Raw genomic sequence first — 16028 nt, forward strand, 5'->3', positions numbered from 1 at the left:
GAGCAGGTGGTCCAGTACCGGCTCGGGGTCGTTCGCGGTGTCGGGGGGATGCGCGGCCGGGCCCGCCACGATGGCCGCCGAGAGGTTTGCCCCGCTCGGGCTCGGGCAAGCCGCTCAGAGACGCCTCAGCGTTCTTCCAGGTCAGGGCGGCAAAACCCGGACACTCATCATTCGAGGGCTTCCCGTGACGGACGCGGCACCACGCAGGTACGGCTTCTTCACCGACACGAGCATCTGCATCGGGTGCAAAGCCTGCGAGGTCGCCTGCAAGGAGTGGAACGACGTCCCCGACGACGGGTTCGTCTTCCGGGCCACCTCGTACGACAACACGGGGAGCCTGGGGGCCGACACCTGGCGCCACGTGGCCTTCATCGAGCAGCCCGGCGGCGGCGGGAACGGCCGGGAGGGCGTCGAGGGATGGCTGATGTCCTCGGACGTGTGCAAGCACTGCACGCACGCCGCCTGCCTGGACGTCTGCCCGACCGGGGCGCTGTTCCGCACCGAGTTCGGCACGGTGGTGGTACAGGCCGACGTCTGCAACGGCTGCGGCTACTGCGTGCCCGCCTGCCCGTACGGCGTGATCGACCGCCGGGAGCGCGACGGCCGGGCGTTCAAGTGCACCATGTGCTACGACCGCCAGCGCGGCGGGCTAGAACCGGCCTGCGCCAAGGCCTGCCCCACCGACTCGATCCAGTTCGGGCCGCTGGACGAACTGCGGGACCGCGCCCGGGAACGGGTGGCGACGCTGCACGGCGAGGGCAGGCCGGAGGCCCGCCTGTACGGGGCCGACCCCGGCGACGGCGTGGGCGGGGACGGGGCCTTCTTCCTACTGCTCGACGAGCCCGAGGTGTACGGCCTGCCGCCCGACCCGGTGGTCACCACGAGGGACCTGCCCGCCATGTGGCGCTGGGCGGCCGGGGCCGCGCTCTCCATGGTCGGGGTGGTGGCGCTGTCCTCCCTGGGCGGAGGGGGGAGGCGGTGACGCGCCGGTACGGGGTCTTTCGAGGTGTTTCCGCAGTGGTGGCGTGTTCGTGCGGGAGGCGCGTGGACGGCTGTGGACAGGGGCGGGGGTGGTCGCGGTGAGGCGCGGCGAGGAGACGATGGTGCCCGAGGCCGAGTTCCGCTCCTACTACGGGCAACCAATTATCAAAGCCCCGATCTGGCACGAACCCCATATGCCGCTCTACCTCTACCTGGGCGGGACGTCCGGTGCCGCGTCGGTGATCTCCGCCGTGGCGACGCTCACCGGACGTGACCGGCTCGCGCTCACCGCCAGGGTCACCGCGACCGCCGGTGCCGTGGCCGGTGCCGGGTTCCTGGTCGCCGAACTCGGCAGGCCGGAGCGGTTCCTCAACATGCTGCGCGTGTTCAAGCCCACCTCGCCGATGAGCGTCGGCTCCTGGCTCCTGGCCGTCCACAGCGGCCTGACGACCGTCGCGACCGTCTCCGCGCTCGTCACCGCTCCGTCCGGCGTACGGCCCTCCGCCCGGCCTGGTTTGCGGATTCCCGCCTGGTCTGGCCTGCGGATTCCCGCTTCGTCCGTTCTGCGGAACCCCGCCCGGCCCGTTCTGCGGATCGCCCTCCCGGTGAGGGTCGCCCGTACCCTGCCCGTCATCGGGGACGCGGCTGCCCTGGCGGCCGTGGTGACCGGGCCGCTGATGTCGACCTACACCGCCGTGCTCGTCGCCGACACCGCCGTGCCCGCCTGGCACGAGGCCCACCGCGAGCTGCCGTTCCTGTTCGCCGGGAGTGCGCTGGCCGGGGCGGGCGCCGTGGGCATGCTGGCCACCCCGCGCCGCGAGGCGGGCCCGGCCCGCGCCGTCGCCGTGCTGGGCGCCGCCGTCGAGACGGTCGCGGGCGCGGTGATGGAACACCGGCTCGGCCTGGTCGGCGAGCCGTACCGGCTGGGCAGGTCGGGCCGCCTGATGCGGACGGCCCGCGCCCTCACGGTGGGCGGCGCCCTGCTCGCCACGGTCGCCGGGCGCGGCCGTGCCCCCGGCGCCCTCGGCGTGCTGTCCGGCCTCGCCCTCACCGCCGGTGCCCTCTGCACCCGCTTCGGCGTCCTGGCCGCGGGCAAGGCCTCGGCCGCCGACCCGAAGTACACGGTGGTGCCCCAGCGGGAGCGCCTGGAGGCCGCCGCCGAGTCCCGTACGAAGGAGCGGGCGGTTTAGCGCGGGACGACGGGGCGGCCGGTGATCACCGCAGGTCCCTCCCGTTCGGTGTCGACCGGCCCTTCCCGTTCGGCGTCGGCTCGCTTCGACCGTTCGGCGTCGGGCCGTCCTGACCGGTGCCGTGGTGCCCTTGTAGCCGGGCTATCGCGCCGTCCACGAGCCTGCTGAGCTCTCTCAGGTCGCGGGCCTGACGTGCTCGCTCCCTGGCCTCCCAGTCCTCGATGGCCGCGTGGATGGTGGAGAAGGTGCCGGTCGTGATCCTGATGTCCCGGCCGTTGGCCTCGCGGGTGGCCATGTCGCCGAAGATCTGCCAGTCACCTACGGCCACGGTCGTCTCCCCGCGTCGCCGCGAGAACCAGGTCCACCACCGCGTGCGGCTGGTCGGCGTTCACCGTCTGGGCCGCGACACCCGTCGCGGGCAGGCAGACCAGGTAGCAGCCGGAGCGTGGCCCAATGGTCACCGTCGCGATCACCTGCCCGTCGTCGTACGCGACCAGCACCGGCGCGTGGTGCCCGCGCTCCGCCAGGGACAGCGGCCTGCCGTCCTGGGACAGCTTCAGGGTGATCGTGTGAACGGTACGGGAGCGAACTCGCTTCGCCGTCAGCAGCCGCTGCACGAGAGTCAGGGCCCTGTCGTGCCTCTCCGCCGTCGCACCCGTCACCGGCTCGGCTGAGTGTTCCCCGGTGAACCGCGCGGTCGTCTGTCCGAGTGTCATAGTGATAACGGTAAGTAGCGAACGCCAGGGGGCCAAGAAGTTTTCTTGAGTTTGCTCACTCTGAGGGCTTGCTGGCCAGCCGTGAGACTTCCTGGGTGATCAAGGAGTTTGCCTCGCGGCCGTAGACGGCAGATCTGGAAAACGCCTCGAACGCCTTTATGTACAGCTCTATCTCGCGGGGCTGTGTTATCTTCAGCTCGGCTGACTGGGTCTCGACCAACACCATTCGTTCGTCGAAGATCCAATACCCGTGCAGTGGTGTAACCTCAAACACCGCATGGGCGGGAACGATGCCGATCCGAAGCCTCGGCAGGGTCATAAGGGTCAGCAGGCGCTCAAGCTGGCCGATCATTATTTCGCGCTCCGCGCCGTGGGTCTGCATGGCCGCATGGCCGATGATCATATGAAAGCGCCGGTCTCCTCGATAGAGGACCTTCTGGCGCTCCATGCGTGCCTGGACTCCGCTCTCCAGGTCATCTGGAATATCGTAGAAATCTATCACTTTAGAAAAAATCAACCGAGCATATTCGGCCGTCTGGAGCAGGCCGGGGATCATGATGGGCTGGAAAACCCGGAACAGGTATGTCTCCTCCTCCCAGGCGATCGAGCCCTCTTGGCGGCGCTTGGTTCCGGATCGGAGTTGGCGTCGCCACTCAACATACTGGGTCTCAATATTCCTTACGGCGGCTATCAGGTCTGGAACGTGACGTTCAAAACCGGTATGCAGGCACCACGCGTGAATATCCGCCTCGCTTGGTGCCTGCTTTCCGTACTCTATCTTCGACACCTTGCTGGACTGCCATCCCGCAAGAGACGCCAGCTCGCGACCGGTCAGTCCTGCGTCTTTCCGTAGGTCGCGGAGCCGTGCCCCGAGGGCCTCGCGGGCCTGGTTCGCATTGCCTGCCAAGATCGCCGCTCACACCTGGTTCAGGGATTCGATGAACTCCTGGCGGGTCAGCGAGTTTTGCCAGGCGATTTCGCGCCAGACCTCGTGTTCCTCTATCCTTGAGGAATCCGTGATGATTTCCGCTCCGAGAAGGCGGTCATCGTCATCGAAATGAAGTAATGCTATGCGGCTCGAATCGAACAGCCACGCGTCGAGTTGCGGCAGGCCAAGGTCGATCGCCTGCTCGCGGGCCATGTATCGGATCTCCTCTCCGGCGGCCAGGTTTCCCTGGACGCTCCAGAGCGCATAACGTGAGTAATCCTTCAGGGGGACGGTCACGATCCGCACCCTCTGGAATCTCCTGCCCTCCGAGGTCTTCGCCCTGATGGATTCGAGCCATGGACGAGATCGGATGTACTCCAGATCAGGGTCGCCGTCCATGAATCTTTTTATGGCATCCTTCTCGTCGGGTGAGTTGTAGCGGTCTCGCGACTCCTGGCGGTAGGCGGTATGCGTGAACGAGTCGAACAGGTCTTGAAAGTCCTGTCCAACCACAAGGCTTGCCATTGTTCACTCCGTGAAGTACTTGATCAGTTCCTTGGGAATCTCCACTACGGTTTCGTCCGATGCCAGGTCCCGGAGCCCGCCCAGCGCGTCAGCGTCAGAGACGATCGTGCCTTGCACCACATAGGTGTCACGGTCGGTCGCGTAGACGGTGGGGCAACCACCGTTGTCCGAGGTCGTACCCAGGAAGCGTAGCTTCATGATCGGCCTTTCGGTAGCGTTGCCGAGGTTTTCTCGGTTTCTGCGATCCTCGGTCGCGAGTCCCGCAGCGTCAACCCCTTTCCGAACATTCACAGGAATCGACGCAACGTCGAAGCCGGGGCTGACGACAAGCCGGACAACAGCCGCCAATTGCGAAAATCAGCAGGTCACCGCCTACTGAGCGGTGGTTTTGGTGGTGGTTCGACGAGATTGCGACCTGTCTAGCATGAGGGGTTATGAAATACATGCTGCTGATCTGTGGTGACGAGACCGCGGAGGCTCACGCCCAGGACGGTTGCGGTGGGTGGAGTGAGGAGATGGAGCGTCGCGGGGTGCTGCGGGGCGGTGCCGGGCTGCGGCCACCGGCCGATGCCACGACCGTGCGGGTGCGCGATGACGCGGTCCTGCTCACCGACGGCCCGTTCGCCGAGACCAGGGAGCAGATGGGCGGGTTCTGCATGATCGAGTGCGCCGATCTCGACGAGGCCATCGAGATCGCCTCGAAGCACCCGGCCTCGGGCTACGGCTCGATCGAGATCCGGCCGCTCCTGCCGTCGTGACCGGGGAGGATCCGGCCGACACTGGCCCGGCTGGCATCGACCCGTCCGGCACTGGCCAGGCCGACACCGACCCGGCCGGTACGACCGGCCCGGCCGGTGTGACCACGGAGGTCGAGGCGGCGGTCGCCCAGGCGTTCCGGGACGAGTGGGGGCAGGTCGTGGCGACCCTGATCCGGGTCACCGCCGACTGGGACCTCGCCGAGGAGTGCGCGCAGGACGCCTTCGCGCTGGCCCTGCGGCGCTGGGCCGAGGACGGGGTGCCGCGCAGGCCGGGCGCGTGGCTCACCACGGTCGCGCGCAACCGCGCCGTCGACAGGCTGCGCCGCGAGGCGGTCGGCGCCGCCAAACTGCGAGAAGTGGCCGCCATGTCGTACGAGCCCGAACCGGAGAACGACGGTGGCGTGCCGGACGACCGGCTGCGGCTGATGTTCACCTGCTGCCACCCGGCGCTGGCCCCGGAGGCCCGGGTCGCGCTCACCCTGCGTACCCTGGCCGGGCTGACCACGGCGGAGATCGCCAGGGCGTTCCTGGTCGGTGAGCAGACGATGTCCAAGCGCCTGCTCCGGGCCAAGCGGAAGATCCGGCACGCCGGGATCCCGTACCGGGTGCCGCCCGCGCACCTGCTGCCGGAGCGGGTGCCCGCCGTGCTGGCCGTGCTGTATCTGCTGTTCGGCGAGGGGTACTCGGCCACGGCGGGCGCCGACCTGCTGCGGCCCGACCTCAGCGCCGAGGCGATCCGGCTGACCCGCGTCCTGACGCGGCTGATGCCCGACGAGCCCGAGGCGGCGGGGCTGCTCGCGCTGATGCTGCTGCACGACGCCCGCAGCGCCACCCGGCTCGACGCGGCCGGTGACCTGGTGACCCTGGAGGAGCAGGACCGTAGCCTGTGGGACACCGCCGCGATCACCGAGGGCGAGGCGCTGCTCAGCCGCGCCCTGCGGCGCGGCACCCCCGGCCCGTACCAGGTGCAGGCCGCCATCGCCGCCTGCCACGCCACCGCGACCGACGCGGACGGCACCGACTGGGCCCAGATCGCCGCGCTGTACGGGCAGCTCGCGCGGTTCACGCCGTCTCCGGTGGTGGAGCTGAACCGGGCCGTGGCGGTCGGGATGGCCGAGGGCCCGGCAGCGGGACTGGAGCTGGTGGAGGCGTTGCGGGAGTCGGGGGCTCTGGCCGGGTACCACCTGCTACCCGCGACCCGGGCCGACCTATTGCGTCGCCTGGGCCGCGCCGAGGAGGCCGAGGCCGCCTACCGCGAGGCGCTGGAGCTGGCGGCGACCGACACCGAACGCCGCTACCTCGGCCGTCGGCTCGCCGAGGTGGCCGGTTCGTAGTCCCGGGGTGTCCGTTGGCGCCAGGCTCGTTCGTCGGTAGGGCGAACACCTTCCCGGAATCCCCGGGAACCTGGAAAAGAGGACACCGATGGACATATCCATGGACGCGACGACCTCGCGTGACGGCACCGCCGTCGCGCCCGGTCTCCCTGCTGGTCTCCCCGGCGGTTTTTCCGGCGCCGGGGCCGCGCGATCGGGGGAGCGGCGATGACGAGGACCACGGAAGAAGAGGTCAAGAAGGCGATCGCCGCCGAGCGCCGCGACCTGGCGGACGTGCTCACCGCCCTGCCGGAGCGGACGTGGGACGAGCCGACCCTGTGCGCCGGGTGGCGGGTACGGGAGGTCGTGGCCCACATGACGATGCCGTTCCACTACTCGACCGCGCGCTTCGTGGTCGAAATGCTCAGGTCGCGGGGAAACTTCGCCAGGATGGCCGACCGGTGCGCCCGGCGCGACGCGGCCTCCCTGTCGTCCGGCGAGCTCGCCGCGCTGCTCAGGGACAACGCGGACTTCCCGTGGAAGCCACCGGGAGGCGGGTTCGAGGGCGCGCTGACCCACGAGGTGATCCACGGCCTGGACTTCACCGTGCCCCTGGGCCTCGACCGGCGCGTCCCCGAGGATCGGCTGCGCATCGTCCTGGGAGGCTTCGAGGCGTCGAAGAGCCTCAAGTTCTTCGGGGTCGACATCCGGGGGATCGAGATGCGCGCCGACGACCTCGACTGGTCCATCGGGGAGGGGACGCCGATGTACGGGGCCGCGCAGGATCTCATCCTGGTCCTGTGCGGCCGGAAGCTCCCGGAAGGACGGTTGCGCGGCGAGCCGAGCCACCGCTTCGTCGCGTAGGACCCACCCGTCACCCGGAACCTCCCCGACGCGACCCGGCCCGGACCGGACCGGAAACGACTCGGCCCGGCCCGGACCTGGCTCGGGCCCTCGCCCGGCTCTGCCTCGGGCCCGGTCTGGCCTTGATTCGCCCCTGGTCCGGGCCGGGCCTGCCTCGGGCTCTCGCCTCGCTCTGCCCTGGGTCCGGTCCGGCCTTGGTTCGTCCCTGGTCCGGGCCGGACCTGGTCCTGGTTCGGTCCGGACTCGGAACGGTCTGGGCTGGGCGGGGGAGTGGGCCGGGAGGCGTCCTGCCCATGTTCGGCCCGCGTTCGGGCAGGTCAGCGTAGCCGTAGGGCCGGGCCCTCGCGGGGGACGAGTTCGCCGACGACCGGTGCGCCGGGGATCTCGCCCGCCACGAGCAGGCCGCCGGAGGTCTGGGCGTCGGCGAGCAGCAACAGGTCCTCCTCGCCGAAGCCGCCCGGGTCCAGGTGCGGCGCCACCCACGCCAGGTTGCGGCGGGTGCCGCCGCTGACGTAGCCGTCCCGTACGGCCTCGCGGGCCCCGGCCAGGTAGGGCACGGCCGCCACGTCGACCACCGCCGTGACGCCGCTCGCCCTGGCCAGCTTGTAGAGGTGGCCGAGCAGGCCGAACCCGGTCACGTCCGTGGCGCACCCGGCGCCCGAGGCCAGCGCGGCCCGGGAGGCGTCGCGGTTCAGCGTGGTCATCGCGGCCACCGCCTGCGGGAAGACCTCGCCGGTCGCCTTGTGCCGGGTGTTGAGCACGCCGACGCCGAGCGGCTTGGTCAGGGAGATCGGCAGGCCCGCCCGGCCGCCGTCGATGCGCAGCAGCCGTCCGGGATCGGCGAGCCCGGTGACGGCCATCCCGTACTTCGGCTCGGGGTCGTCGACGCTGTGGCCGCCCGCGACGTGGCAACCCGCCGCCCGCGCCACCTCCAGGCCGCCGCGCAGCACCTCCCCGGCCAGCTCCATCGGCAGCACGTCCCGGGGCCAGCCGAGCAGGTTGACCGCCACCAGCGGTTCCCCGCCCACCGCGTACACGTCCGACAGGGCGTTGGCCGCCGCGATCCGCCCCCAGTCGCGGGGGTCGTCCACCACGGGGGTGAAGAAGTCCGCGGTGGCCACGATCGCCCGGCCGCCCTCGACGCGGACCACGGCGGCGTCGTCCCCGTCGTCCAGCCCGATGACCAGCTCGCCGTTGAAACGCGGGCGCGGCCCGTCCGCCTCCTCCAGCAGCCCCGCGACGACGGCCTCCAGCTCGCCCGGCGGGATCTTGCAGGCGCAGCCGCCCCCGTGCGCGTACTGGGTCAGCCGCACCGCGGTGGTGTCGGCCATATCGCGCCTCCCCAGGTAGGTCCACACGCCGCCGTCCGGCATGCCGTCCCGGTGCACGTACCCGCTCGCGAGTATGTTCTCCCTCGGAGGTGTATGGGCGCCTGGTGGCCCCCGCGGTCTTCAAAACCGTCGAGGCCGAGATCCTCGGCCTGGCGGGTTCGATTCCCGTCCGCCTCCGCTCTCCGGCCCAGGTCATCGGCCTGGCGGATTCGATTCCGAGGCGCCTCCGCCTATGTTCGGAGGGTGGATCCACGCAGGCTCGTGCCGCGCACCGACGCCGTGCTCGCCGACCCCCGGCTGGTCGCGGCGGCGGGGCGGCTCGGGCGGGCGGTCGTCAAGGACGCCGTGGTACGGGCGCAGCGGCGCGTACGACAGGGCGGCCTCGACCCCGGGGAGGTCGCGGACGCGGCCGTCGCGGAGCTTCCTCCGTATCCGGCGAGCCTGCGGCCGGTGATCAACATGACCGGGGTGCTGGTCCACACCAACCTGGGCCGCGCGCCGCTGTCGGCCTCGGCGGTGGAGGCCACGGCCGCCGCGGCGGGCTATGCCGACGTGGAGTTCGACCTGGCCACCGGTACCCGTACCCGCCGGGGACGAGGCGCGATGGACGCGCTCGCGCGGGCCGTACCCGCCGCGGGAGACGTGCACGTGGTCAACAACAACGCCGCCGCGCTGGTGCTCGTGGCGACCGCGCTCGCCGTCGGGCGGGAGATCGTGATCAGCCGCGGCGAGCTGGTGGAGATCGGCGACGGCTTCCGCATCCCCGACCTGCTCGTCTCCACCGGTGCCAGGCTGCGCGAGGTGGGCACCACCAACCGCACCGCGTACGCCGACTACCTGGCGGCCGTGGGGCCGGAGACGGGGTTCGTGCTGAAGGTCCACCCGTCGAACTTCCTGATCGAGGGCTTCACCGGCTCGGCCGACATCGCCGAGCTGGCCAGGCTCGGGGTGCCCGTGGTGGCCGACATCGGCTCCGGCCTGCTCGCGCGGGAACCGCTGCTGCCCGATGAGCCCGACGCGACGAGCACCCTGGAGGCCGGGGCCGACCTGGTCACCGCCAGCGGCGACAAACTGCTCGGCGGCCCGCAGGCCGGGTTGCTGCTGGGCCGCCGCGATCTGGTCGAGCGGTGCCGGAGACACCCGCTGGCCCGCGCGCTCCGGGTGGACAAGCTGACACTGGCCGCGCTGGAAGCCACCCTGCGCGGTCCCGCCACCCCCGTCCACCAGGCCCTGCACGCCGATGCCGAGCTGCTCGGCGAACGCGCCGCCGCCCTCGCGGGCAGGCTGGCCGAGACGGGGATCGACGCGCGGGCCGTACCGAGCGAGGCCGCGGTGGGCGGCGGCGGGGCGCCGGGCGTCACGCTGCCGAGCGCCGCGATCAGCCTGCCCGAGCGGTTCGCCGTGCCGCTGCGGACCGGGGAGCCCCCGGTCGTCGGTCGCGTGGAGGGCGGCCGTCTCCTGCTCGACCTGCGCGCCGTGCCCGCCGACCGGGACGGCGACGTGCTGCGCGCCGTTCTCGACGCGGGTGGCTGACGCGTTGAACGGTCACCGGGACGGTCGGCCGACGCGGGGGACACGGGGGACGCGGGTGGGCGGCTGATGCACGTCGTCGCCACGGCGGGCCATGTCGACCACGGTAAGTCCACCCTGGTGCGGGCGCTCACCGGGATGGAGCCCGACCGGCTGGCCGAGGAGCGGCGGCGGGGGCTGACGATCGAGCTCGGTTACGCCTGGACGGAGCTGCCCTCGGGAGAGCGGCTCGCCTTCGTCGACGTACCCGGCCATGAGCGCTTCCTCGCCACCATGCTGGCCGGGGTCGGCCCCGCGCCCGCCGTCATGTTCGTGGTGGCGGCCGACGAGGGCTGGATGCCGCAGTCCGAGGAGCACCTGGTGGCGCTGGAGACCCTGGGGGTGCGGCACGGCCTGCTCGTGGTGACCCGCGCCGACCTCGCCGACCCCGCGCCCGCCGTGGAGCGGGCTCGGGCCCGCCTGGCGGCGGGCGGCCTGGGCGGGGCCGAGGCGCTGGCCGTGAGCGGGCGTACCGGGCAGGGCCTCGACGAGCTGCGGCGGGCACTGGACCGGCTGGTCGCCGGGCTGCCCGTCCCCGATCCCGGCGCGCCGGTGCGGCTGTGGATCGACCGGGCGTTCACCGTACGCGGCAGTGGCACGGTCGTGACCGGGACTTTGCCCTCGGGCACGATCAGCGCCGGGGACGAGCTGGATCTTGACGGCGTGCCCGCGCGGGTACGGGCGCTGGAGTGCCTGAAGGAGCCGGTGACCTCGGTGACCGGCGTGGCCAGGGTGGCGCTCAACCTGCGCGGCCAGAGTGCTCCCGGGCGCGGCCTGGCCCTGGTCACCCCGGACGCGTGGACGTACACCGACCTGGTCGACGTACGCCTGAGCCCGTCCGGCCCCGGAGACGGTGGCGGGTCCGAGGTGGCCGGACTCGAACCGGGACGGGCCACCCCGCCGTCCGGAGGCGCGGGGTGGGGTGCCGATGATCTTCCGGGGCGGCTGACCGCGCACATCGGCTCCGCCTCGGTGGTGTGCGCGGTACGGCCGCTCGGCGGGCGGATCGCCCGGCTGCGCCTGGCCGGACGGCTCCCCCTGCACGCGGGTGACGTGCTGCTGCTGCGCGATCCCGGGCGCGACCGGGGAGAGGTACGCGTCCTCGCGCGGGCGCGCGTGCTCGACCCGCGCCCGCCCGGACTGCGCCGCCGGGGCGCGGCGCGGGAACGGGCGGCCGAGCTGGCGGCTGCCCCGCCGGACGCGTCCTCCCTGCTCAGGACCCACCTCCTGCTGCGTACGGATGATCTGACCGCCATGGGGTGTACGCCGGGAAGGCCGGTGTGCGGCGACTGGCACGCCGATCCGGCGCACTGGTCACTGCTGGGGGAGCGCCTTCCCGAGGTGGTGCGGCGCCACGCCTCGGCGCATCCGCTTGAGCCCGGCATGCCGGTGGAGGCGGCCCGCCACGAGCTCGCCCTTCCCGAGCGGCGGCTGGTCGCGGCGCTCGTACGCCCTCCGCTCACCCTCGACGCCGGGCGGATCGTGAGCGGCCCCGCCGACCACGCGGCGCTGCCCGCGACGGTCGTCCGGGCCGTCGAACGGCTCGGCGCCGAGCTGTCCGCGCGCCCCTTCCTGGCACCGGAGGCGGGCAGGCTGGCCGAACTGGGGCTGGGCCCCCGCGAGCTGGCGGCGGCCGTACGGGCGGGGAGGCTGCTGCGGGTGGCCGACGGGATCGTGCTGCTGCCCGGCGCGGACGCCCTGGCGGGCCGGGTGCTCGCCCGGCTGCCGCAGCCGTTCACGGTCAGCCAGGCCAGGCAGGCCCTCGGCACCAGCCGCAGGGTCGCGGTGCCGCTCCTGGAACACCTCGACCGGAGAGGGCTCACCGAACGGGTCGACGAGATCCACCGCCGCTGCCGAATTCCGGCCGGGTAGAGATCCTCGACGGGTGGAGATCCCGGTTGGTCGGGGATCTCGGCCGGATGGAGAGCCCTGACGGGATGTCTCCGGTATCGCGACGGTCGCCCGGTGGGGTGGAGGGGGATCCGGTTGGGCATGGCTCCCCGGTATCGCTGTGACCAGCAGGTATATGGTGAAAAAAGGTGAAAAATCATCTTTGGTTCGGACTCGGGCGTCACCGTTCCCCTCACGTCCCCTCGCGGGTGACGACCGGCCGTTCCACCGGCGTCGCGCGGAAGGGCACCAGGAGCAAACCCACGGGAAACGGGAAACAGGGAGGACGTCATGCCGAGCAACAGGGCCGTCTCGTACCAGGGGCCGGGCAAGGTGGAGGTCCAGGACATCGGCTATCCCGAGTTCGAGCTCAAGGACGGGCCAGGGGTGAACCCGGCCAACGTGGGCCGCAAGGTCCCGCACGGCGCGATCGTCAAGACCGTCGCGACGAACATCTGCGGCAGCGACCAGCACATGGTCCGTGGCCGCACCACCGCGCCCATCGGTCTCGTCCTCGGTCACGAGATCACCGGCGAGGTCGTCGAGGTCGGCCCGGACGTGGAGTTCGTCAAGGTGGGCGACCTCGTCTCCGTACCCTTCAACATCGCCTGTGGCCGCTGCCGCAACTGCAAGGAGGGCAAGACCGGGATCTGCGAGAACGTCAACCCCGACCGGCCGGGCTCGGCGTACGGCTACGTCGACATGGGCGGCTGGGTCGGCGGGCAGGCGCAGTACGTCCTGGTGCCCTACGCCGACTGGAACCTGCTCACCTTCCCCGACAGGGACCAGGCGATGGAGAAGATCCTCGACCTGGCCATGCTCACCGACATCTTCCCGACCGGCTTCCACGGCTGCGTCACCGCCGGGGTGAGGCCCGGATCGACCGTCTACATCGCGGGCGCGGGACCGGTCGGGCTCGCCGCGGGCGTCTCGGCGTTCCTCCTCGGGGCGGCCGTCGTCATCGTCGGCGACCTGAACAAGGAACGCCTGGAGCAGGCCCGCGGCTTCGGCTGCGAGACCGTCGACGTGTCGCGGGGCGAGCCCGCGGACCAGATCGAGCAGATCCTCGGCGTGCCCGAGGTCGACTGCGGCGTCGACGCCGTGGGCTTCGAGGCGCACGGCCACGGCATCGACTCCGGCGAGGAGCAGCCCGCCACCGTGCTCAACTCGCTCATGGAGATCACCCGCGCGGGCGGCGCGCTCGGCATCCCCGGCCTGTACGTGACCGGCGACCCGGGGGCCCGGGACGAGGCGGCGAAGCGGGGGTCGCTGTCCATCCGGCTCGGCCTCGGCTGGGCCAGGTCGCTGACCTTCAGCACGGGCCAGTGCCCCGTCATGCGCTACAACCGCTATCTGATGCGGGCGATCCTGCACGACAGGGTACAGATCGCCAAGGCGGTCAACGCCGTGCCGATCCCGCTGGAACGGGCACCCTGGGGATACGAGGAGTTCGACCAGGGCGCCGCGTCCAAGTTCGTCCTCGACCCGAACGGGGTGCTCGGCACGTCCGGCCAGACGGCGGCTCCCATCAGGTGAGGGAGTCGAGGACGGCGGCGGCGAGCCCGTGGGCCGTCGTCATCCCGATGCCGGAGGTGACGGAGACGACGCGGACGCCGTCGGCCACCTCCCGGTCGAGGAAGTCGATGCCGGCCGAGGCGTACACGCCCCGCCAGCGCCTGCGCACGCGTAGTCCGGGGACGCCGAGCAGCCGGGCCCCCTCGCGCAGGAGGAGCTCGTCGAGCCTCTCGTCGTCGAACGGTTCGTGGGTCGGCGCGTAGTGGTGGGTGTCGCCGAGGACGAGGTCGCCGTCGGGGCGCTGGGTGAACATCAGGTTGACGGCGGCGTCGGTGAGTTCCGGCGCCTCCCGCCCGATCCGGTCGCGGACGAGCGAGGCCGCCGGGAGGGAGGAGAACCCGGCGTAGCGCAACAGGGAGAGGCCGGTCAGCACACCCGGTCTCACCCGTACGCCACCGGGTGCGGCGACCTGCAGCATCCGTAGATTGCACCGGGTCAGCCCGGCGTCGTCGGCGACCTCCGGCAGGAGCCGGTCGACGTCGTGGCCGACCGCGACGACGGTCCTGGCGGCGCGGACGTCGCCCCGGGCGGTGCGGACCAGGCCGGGCTCGACCGACAGCACGTTGGTCCGCCACAGGATCGGCACCCCCCGCGCCGACAGCCAGGCGGCCAGGGCCGGGATCGCCGCCCTCGGGTCGACCCGCAGGTCGAGGGGCAGATGGGCGCCGCCCACGACCTCGGGGTCGTGGGAGGGCAGGTGCGCGGCCACGCCCGAGCGGTCCAGCAGCACCACCTGCTCCGACCCGCGAGCGGCGGCGAACTCCGCCAGGACGGCCATCTCGTCCGGCCGCCTGGCGACCACCACGGTCCCGCAGTCCAGCGCGGTGAATCCGGCCTCCCCGGCGAGCCACAGCCAGCGTTCCCGGGAGGCGAGGGCGTAGGTGAGCGCGAGCCCGTCCTGCGCGGTCGCGCAGATGTGCCCGAAGTTGCGCACCGAGGCACCCACCGCGAACGCGTCACGTTCCACGACGGCGACCGACAGGCCGCGCAGGACCGCCTCGACGGCGTGGGCGAGGCCGACGACGCCCGCGCCGACCACGAGGAGGTCGACCGGGGAGGCGGGGAGCACTGCGGGCTCCGGGAGGCGGGTCACGGCGAGAAGGCTCCCCCGCGAAACGCTGCCCGTCAACCGGGAAGAGGGACTTGTACAGACAAATTAAGACGCCGTTCACCTGCCTGTTTGTGGAAATACCGGCCGGTTGACACTCGCCGTACCGGCACTTGTATGGTCAGCTCATGTCGCCGGAATCCATGCACGCCAAGATCGCCGGTGCCCTGCGCGGCCGGATCGTCGCGGGCACCCTGTCCGTCGGCGGGCCGCTGCCGTCCGAGGCCCAGCTCGTCGAGGAGTTCAGCACCTCCCGGGGCACGGTCCGCCAGGCGCTGGCGGCGCTGCGCAACGAGGGCCTCATCGAGGGCCGCCAGGGCCAGTCGCCGGTGGTCCGGCGCGCGCCGATAGGGCAGCCGTTCGAGACCTTCCTGTCGTTCACCGCGTGGGCCGAGCAGCTGGGCCACCGTCCCGGCCAGCGCACCCTGGAGATCGCCCGCCGTGGCGCCTCCGAGGCGGCCGCCGCCGCGCTCGGCCTGGACCCGGGCGACCACGTCGTGGACGTGCTGCGCCTGCGGCTGCTCGACGACCGGCCCGTCATGCTGGAACGCAGCTCGTTCGTCCTCGACCTCGGCCTGCTGCTGTTCCAGTTCGACCTCGACGCCGGATCCATCTACGCCGGTCTGACCGCCCGGGGCGCCGACCTCGCGACGGCCACCCACACGATCGACGCCATCTCCGCGCCCGCCGACGACGCCGCCCTGTTGGAGATCGAGGCGGGCGGCCCGCTGCTGCGCGAGCGCCGCACCGCCGCGACCGGCGAGGGCCGCCCCGTGGAGTACGCCGACGACCGCTACCGCCCTGACCGCGCGACCTTCACCATCGCCAACGCCCGGACACAGCGGCTCGCCGTCGTCCGCGACATGTTCGACCCCGGAGGAAACCCATGGCCGTGACCACGAAACCCCCCAGGCACGAGCGTCCGCCCGCCTTCGAGCTCGCCGCGCTCGACATGGCCGGTACCACCGTGCAGGAGGGCGGCGCCGTCTACCGGGCGGTGGCCGAGGCCGTCGGAGCGCGCCTGGGACGGCCCGTCCCCGAGGACGTGCTGCGCCGCTGGACCGGCACGAGCAAGGACGAGGCCATCGCGGGCCTGCTCACCGACCTCGACGGCTCGGCCCCCGCACCGGTGGTGGCCGAGGTCTACGCCGGTTTCGCCGAACGCCTGAGCGCCGCCTACGCCGCCACCCCGCCGACGGCGATCCCCGGTGCCGCCGAGGCCATCGGCGAGCTGCGCGCGGCGGGCGTCAAGGTCGTCCTGCAGACCGGCTACTCCCGCG

At 72.0% G+C, this 16028-nt stretch carries 16 protein-coding genes, 1 tRNA gene and 1 pseudogene; 11 read left to right on the forward strand and 7 right to left on the reverse strand.

Features of this window, described 5'->3' with window-relative positions; genetic code table 11:
* Nucleotides 1–184 precede the first annotated feature (184 nt).
* Together ACW9TB_RS24100 and nrfD are read left to right on the forward strand one after the other, a co-directional pair.
* Complete coding sequence (locus ACW9TB_RS24100; protein WP_472750324.1) at nucleotides 185–982, forward strand: 4Fe-4S dicluster domain-containing protein; 798 nt, start codon at nucleotides 185–187, stop codon at nucleotides 980–982.
* Between the two features lie 49 nt (nucleotides 983–1031).
* Nucleotides 1032–2171 carry an NrfD/PsrC family molybdoenzyme membrane anchor subunit gene (gene nrfD / locus ACW9TB_RS24105; RefSeq protein ID WP_472750325.1) on the forward strand — a complete coding sequence of 380 codons (1140 nt, stop codon included), beginning with the start codon at nucleotides 1032–1034 and terminating at the stop codon, nucleotides 2169–2171.
* Nucleotides 2172–2196: 25 nt separating this feature from the next.
* On the opposite strand, the gene ACW9TB_RS24110 is transcribed toward nrfD, so the two are convergent.
* Genes ACW9TB_RS24110 through ACW9TB_RS24130 form a run of 5 tightly spaced genes read right to left on the reverse strand, consistent with a single transcriptional unit; the run spans nucleotide 2197 to nucleotide 4688 of the window.
* Entirely contained in the window at nucleotides 2197–2499 is a 303-nt protein-coding gene (locus tag ACW9TB_RS24110; RefSeq protein ID WP_472750326.1) for a hypothetical protein, read from the reverse strand.
* On the reverse strand, nucleotides 2486–2887 hold the full coding sequence (locus ACW9TB_RS24115) for a hypothetical protein (RefSeq protein ID WP_472750327.1): 402 nt from the start codon (nucleotides 2885–2887) through the stop codon (nucleotides 2486–2488). The genes ACW9TB_RS24110 and ACW9TB_RS24115 overlap by 14 nt, the downstream gene beginning before the upstream one ends.
* A gap of 55 nt (nucleotides 2888–2942) precedes the next feature.
* Nucleotides 2943–3794 carry a helix-turn-helix domain-containing protein gene (locus ACW9TB_RS24120; protein ID WP_472750328.1) on the reverse strand — a complete coding sequence of 284 codons (852 nt, stop codon included), beginning with the start codon at nucleotides 3792–3794 and terminating at the stop codon, nucleotides 2943–2945.
* A 9-nt stretch (nucleotides 3795–3803) separates the two neighbouring features.
* Nucleotides 3804–4340 (reverse strand): DUF6879 family protein, encoded by a 537-nt coding sequence (locus tag ACW9TB_RS24125; RefSeq protein WP_472750329.1) that lies wholly within the window; start codon nucleotides 4338–4340, stop codon nucleotides 3804–3806.
* 3 nt (nucleotides 4341–4343) lie between these two features.
* A complete protein-coding gene (locus ACW9TB_RS24130; RefSeq protein WP_472750330.1) occupies nucleotides 4344–4688 on the reverse strand; it encodes a hypothetical protein in 345 nt (114 codons plus the stop codon).
* Between the two features lie 86 nt (nucleotides 4689–4774).
* On the opposite strand from ACW9TB_RS24130, the gene ACW9TB_RS24135 reads away from it, so the two are divergent.
* From ACW9TB_RS24135 to ACW9TB_RS24145, 3 genes are all read left to right on the forward strand, one after another.
* Nucleotides 4775–5098 carry a YciI family protein gene (locus ACW9TB_RS24135; RefSeq protein ID WP_472750331.1) on the forward strand — a complete coding sequence of 108 codons (324 nt, stop codon included), beginning with the start codon at nucleotides 4775–4777 and terminating at the stop codon, nucleotides 5096–5098.
* On the forward strand, nucleotides 5095–6432 hold the full coding sequence (locus tag ACW9TB_RS24140; protein ID WP_472750332.1) for an RNA polymerase sigma factor: 1338 nt from the start codon (nucleotides 5095–5097) through the stop codon (nucleotides 6430–6432). The genes ACW9TB_RS24135 and ACW9TB_RS24140 overlap by 4 nt, the downstream gene beginning before the upstream one ends.
* 207 nt (nucleotides 6433–6639) lie before the next feature.
* Complete coding sequence (locus ACW9TB_RS24145; protein ID WP_472750333.1) at nucleotides 6640–7275, forward strand: maleylpyruvate isomerase family mycothiol-dependent enzyme; 636 nt, start codon at nucleotides 6640–6642, stop codon at nucleotides 7273–7275.
* Nucleotides 7276–7592: 317 nt separating this feature from the next.
* On the opposite strand, the gene selD is transcribed toward ACW9TB_RS24145, so the two are convergent.
* Complete coding sequence (selD, locus tag ACW9TB_RS24150; RefSeq protein ID WP_472750334.1) at nucleotides 7593–8648, reverse strand: selenide, water dikinase SelD; 1056 nt, start codon at nucleotides 8646–8648, stop codon at nucleotides 7593–7595.
* A 43-nt stretch (nucleotides 8649–8691) separates the two neighbouring features.
* Here selD and ACW9TB_RS24155 point away from each other — a divergent pair.
* From ACW9TB_RS24155 to fdhA, 4 genes are all read left to right on the forward strand, one after another.
* A tRNA-Sec gene (locus ACW9TB_RS24155) sits at nucleotides 8692–8784 on the forward strand.
* 65 nt (nucleotides 8785–8849) lie between these two features.
* The gene (gene selA, locus ACW9TB_RS24160) at nucleotides 8850–10139 is read left to right on the forward strand and encodes an L-seryl-tRNA(Sec) selenium transferase (protein WP_472750335.1); all 1290 of its coding nucleotides are present in this window, start codon (nucleotides 8850–8852) and stop codon (nucleotides 10137–10139) included.
* Between the two features lie 66 nt (nucleotides 10140–10205).
* Nucleotides 10206–12047, forward strand: coding sequence for a SelB domain-containing protein (locus tag ACW9TB_RS24165; RefSeq protein ID WP_472750336.1), 1842 nt, complete (start codon nucleotides 10206–10208; stop codon nucleotides 12045–12047).
* A gap of 309 nt (nucleotides 12048–12356) precedes the next feature.
* On the forward strand, nucleotides 12357–13601 hold the full coding sequence (gene fdhA / locus ACW9TB_RS24170; protein WP_472750337.1) for a formaldehyde dehydrogenase, glutathione-independent: 1245 nt from the start codon (nucleotides 12357–12359) through the stop codon (nucleotides 13599–13601).
* Here fdhA and ACW9TB_RS24175 read toward each other — a convergent pair.
* Nucleotides 13594–14733: a TIGR03364 family FAD-dependent oxidoreductase gene (locus ACW9TB_RS24175; RefSeq protein WP_472750338.1), complete on the reverse strand. Its 1140-nt coding sequence runs from the start codon at nucleotides 14731–14733 to the stop codon at nucleotides 13594–13596. The two genes, fdhA and ACW9TB_RS24175, sit on opposite strands and share 8 nt — an antisense overlap.
* Before the next feature lie 143 nt (nucleotides 14734–14876).
* Between ACW9TB_RS24175 and ACW9TB_RS24180 the strand changes: the two genes are divergently transcribed.
* On the forward strand, nucleotides 14877–15644 hold the full coding sequence (locus ACW9TB_RS24180) for a GntR family transcriptional regulator (protein WP_472750339.1): 768 nt from the start codon (nucleotides 14877–14879) through the stop codon (nucleotides 15642–15644).
* Nucleotides 15641–16028 (forward strand): annotated as a pseudogene (locus ACW9TB_RS24185) (hypothetical protein); the annotation flags it as partial. The gene ACW9TB_RS24180 and the pseudogene ACW9TB_RS24185, both read left to right, overlap by 4 nt.

This window comes from Streptosporangium sp. H13245 (assembly GCF_055690525.1).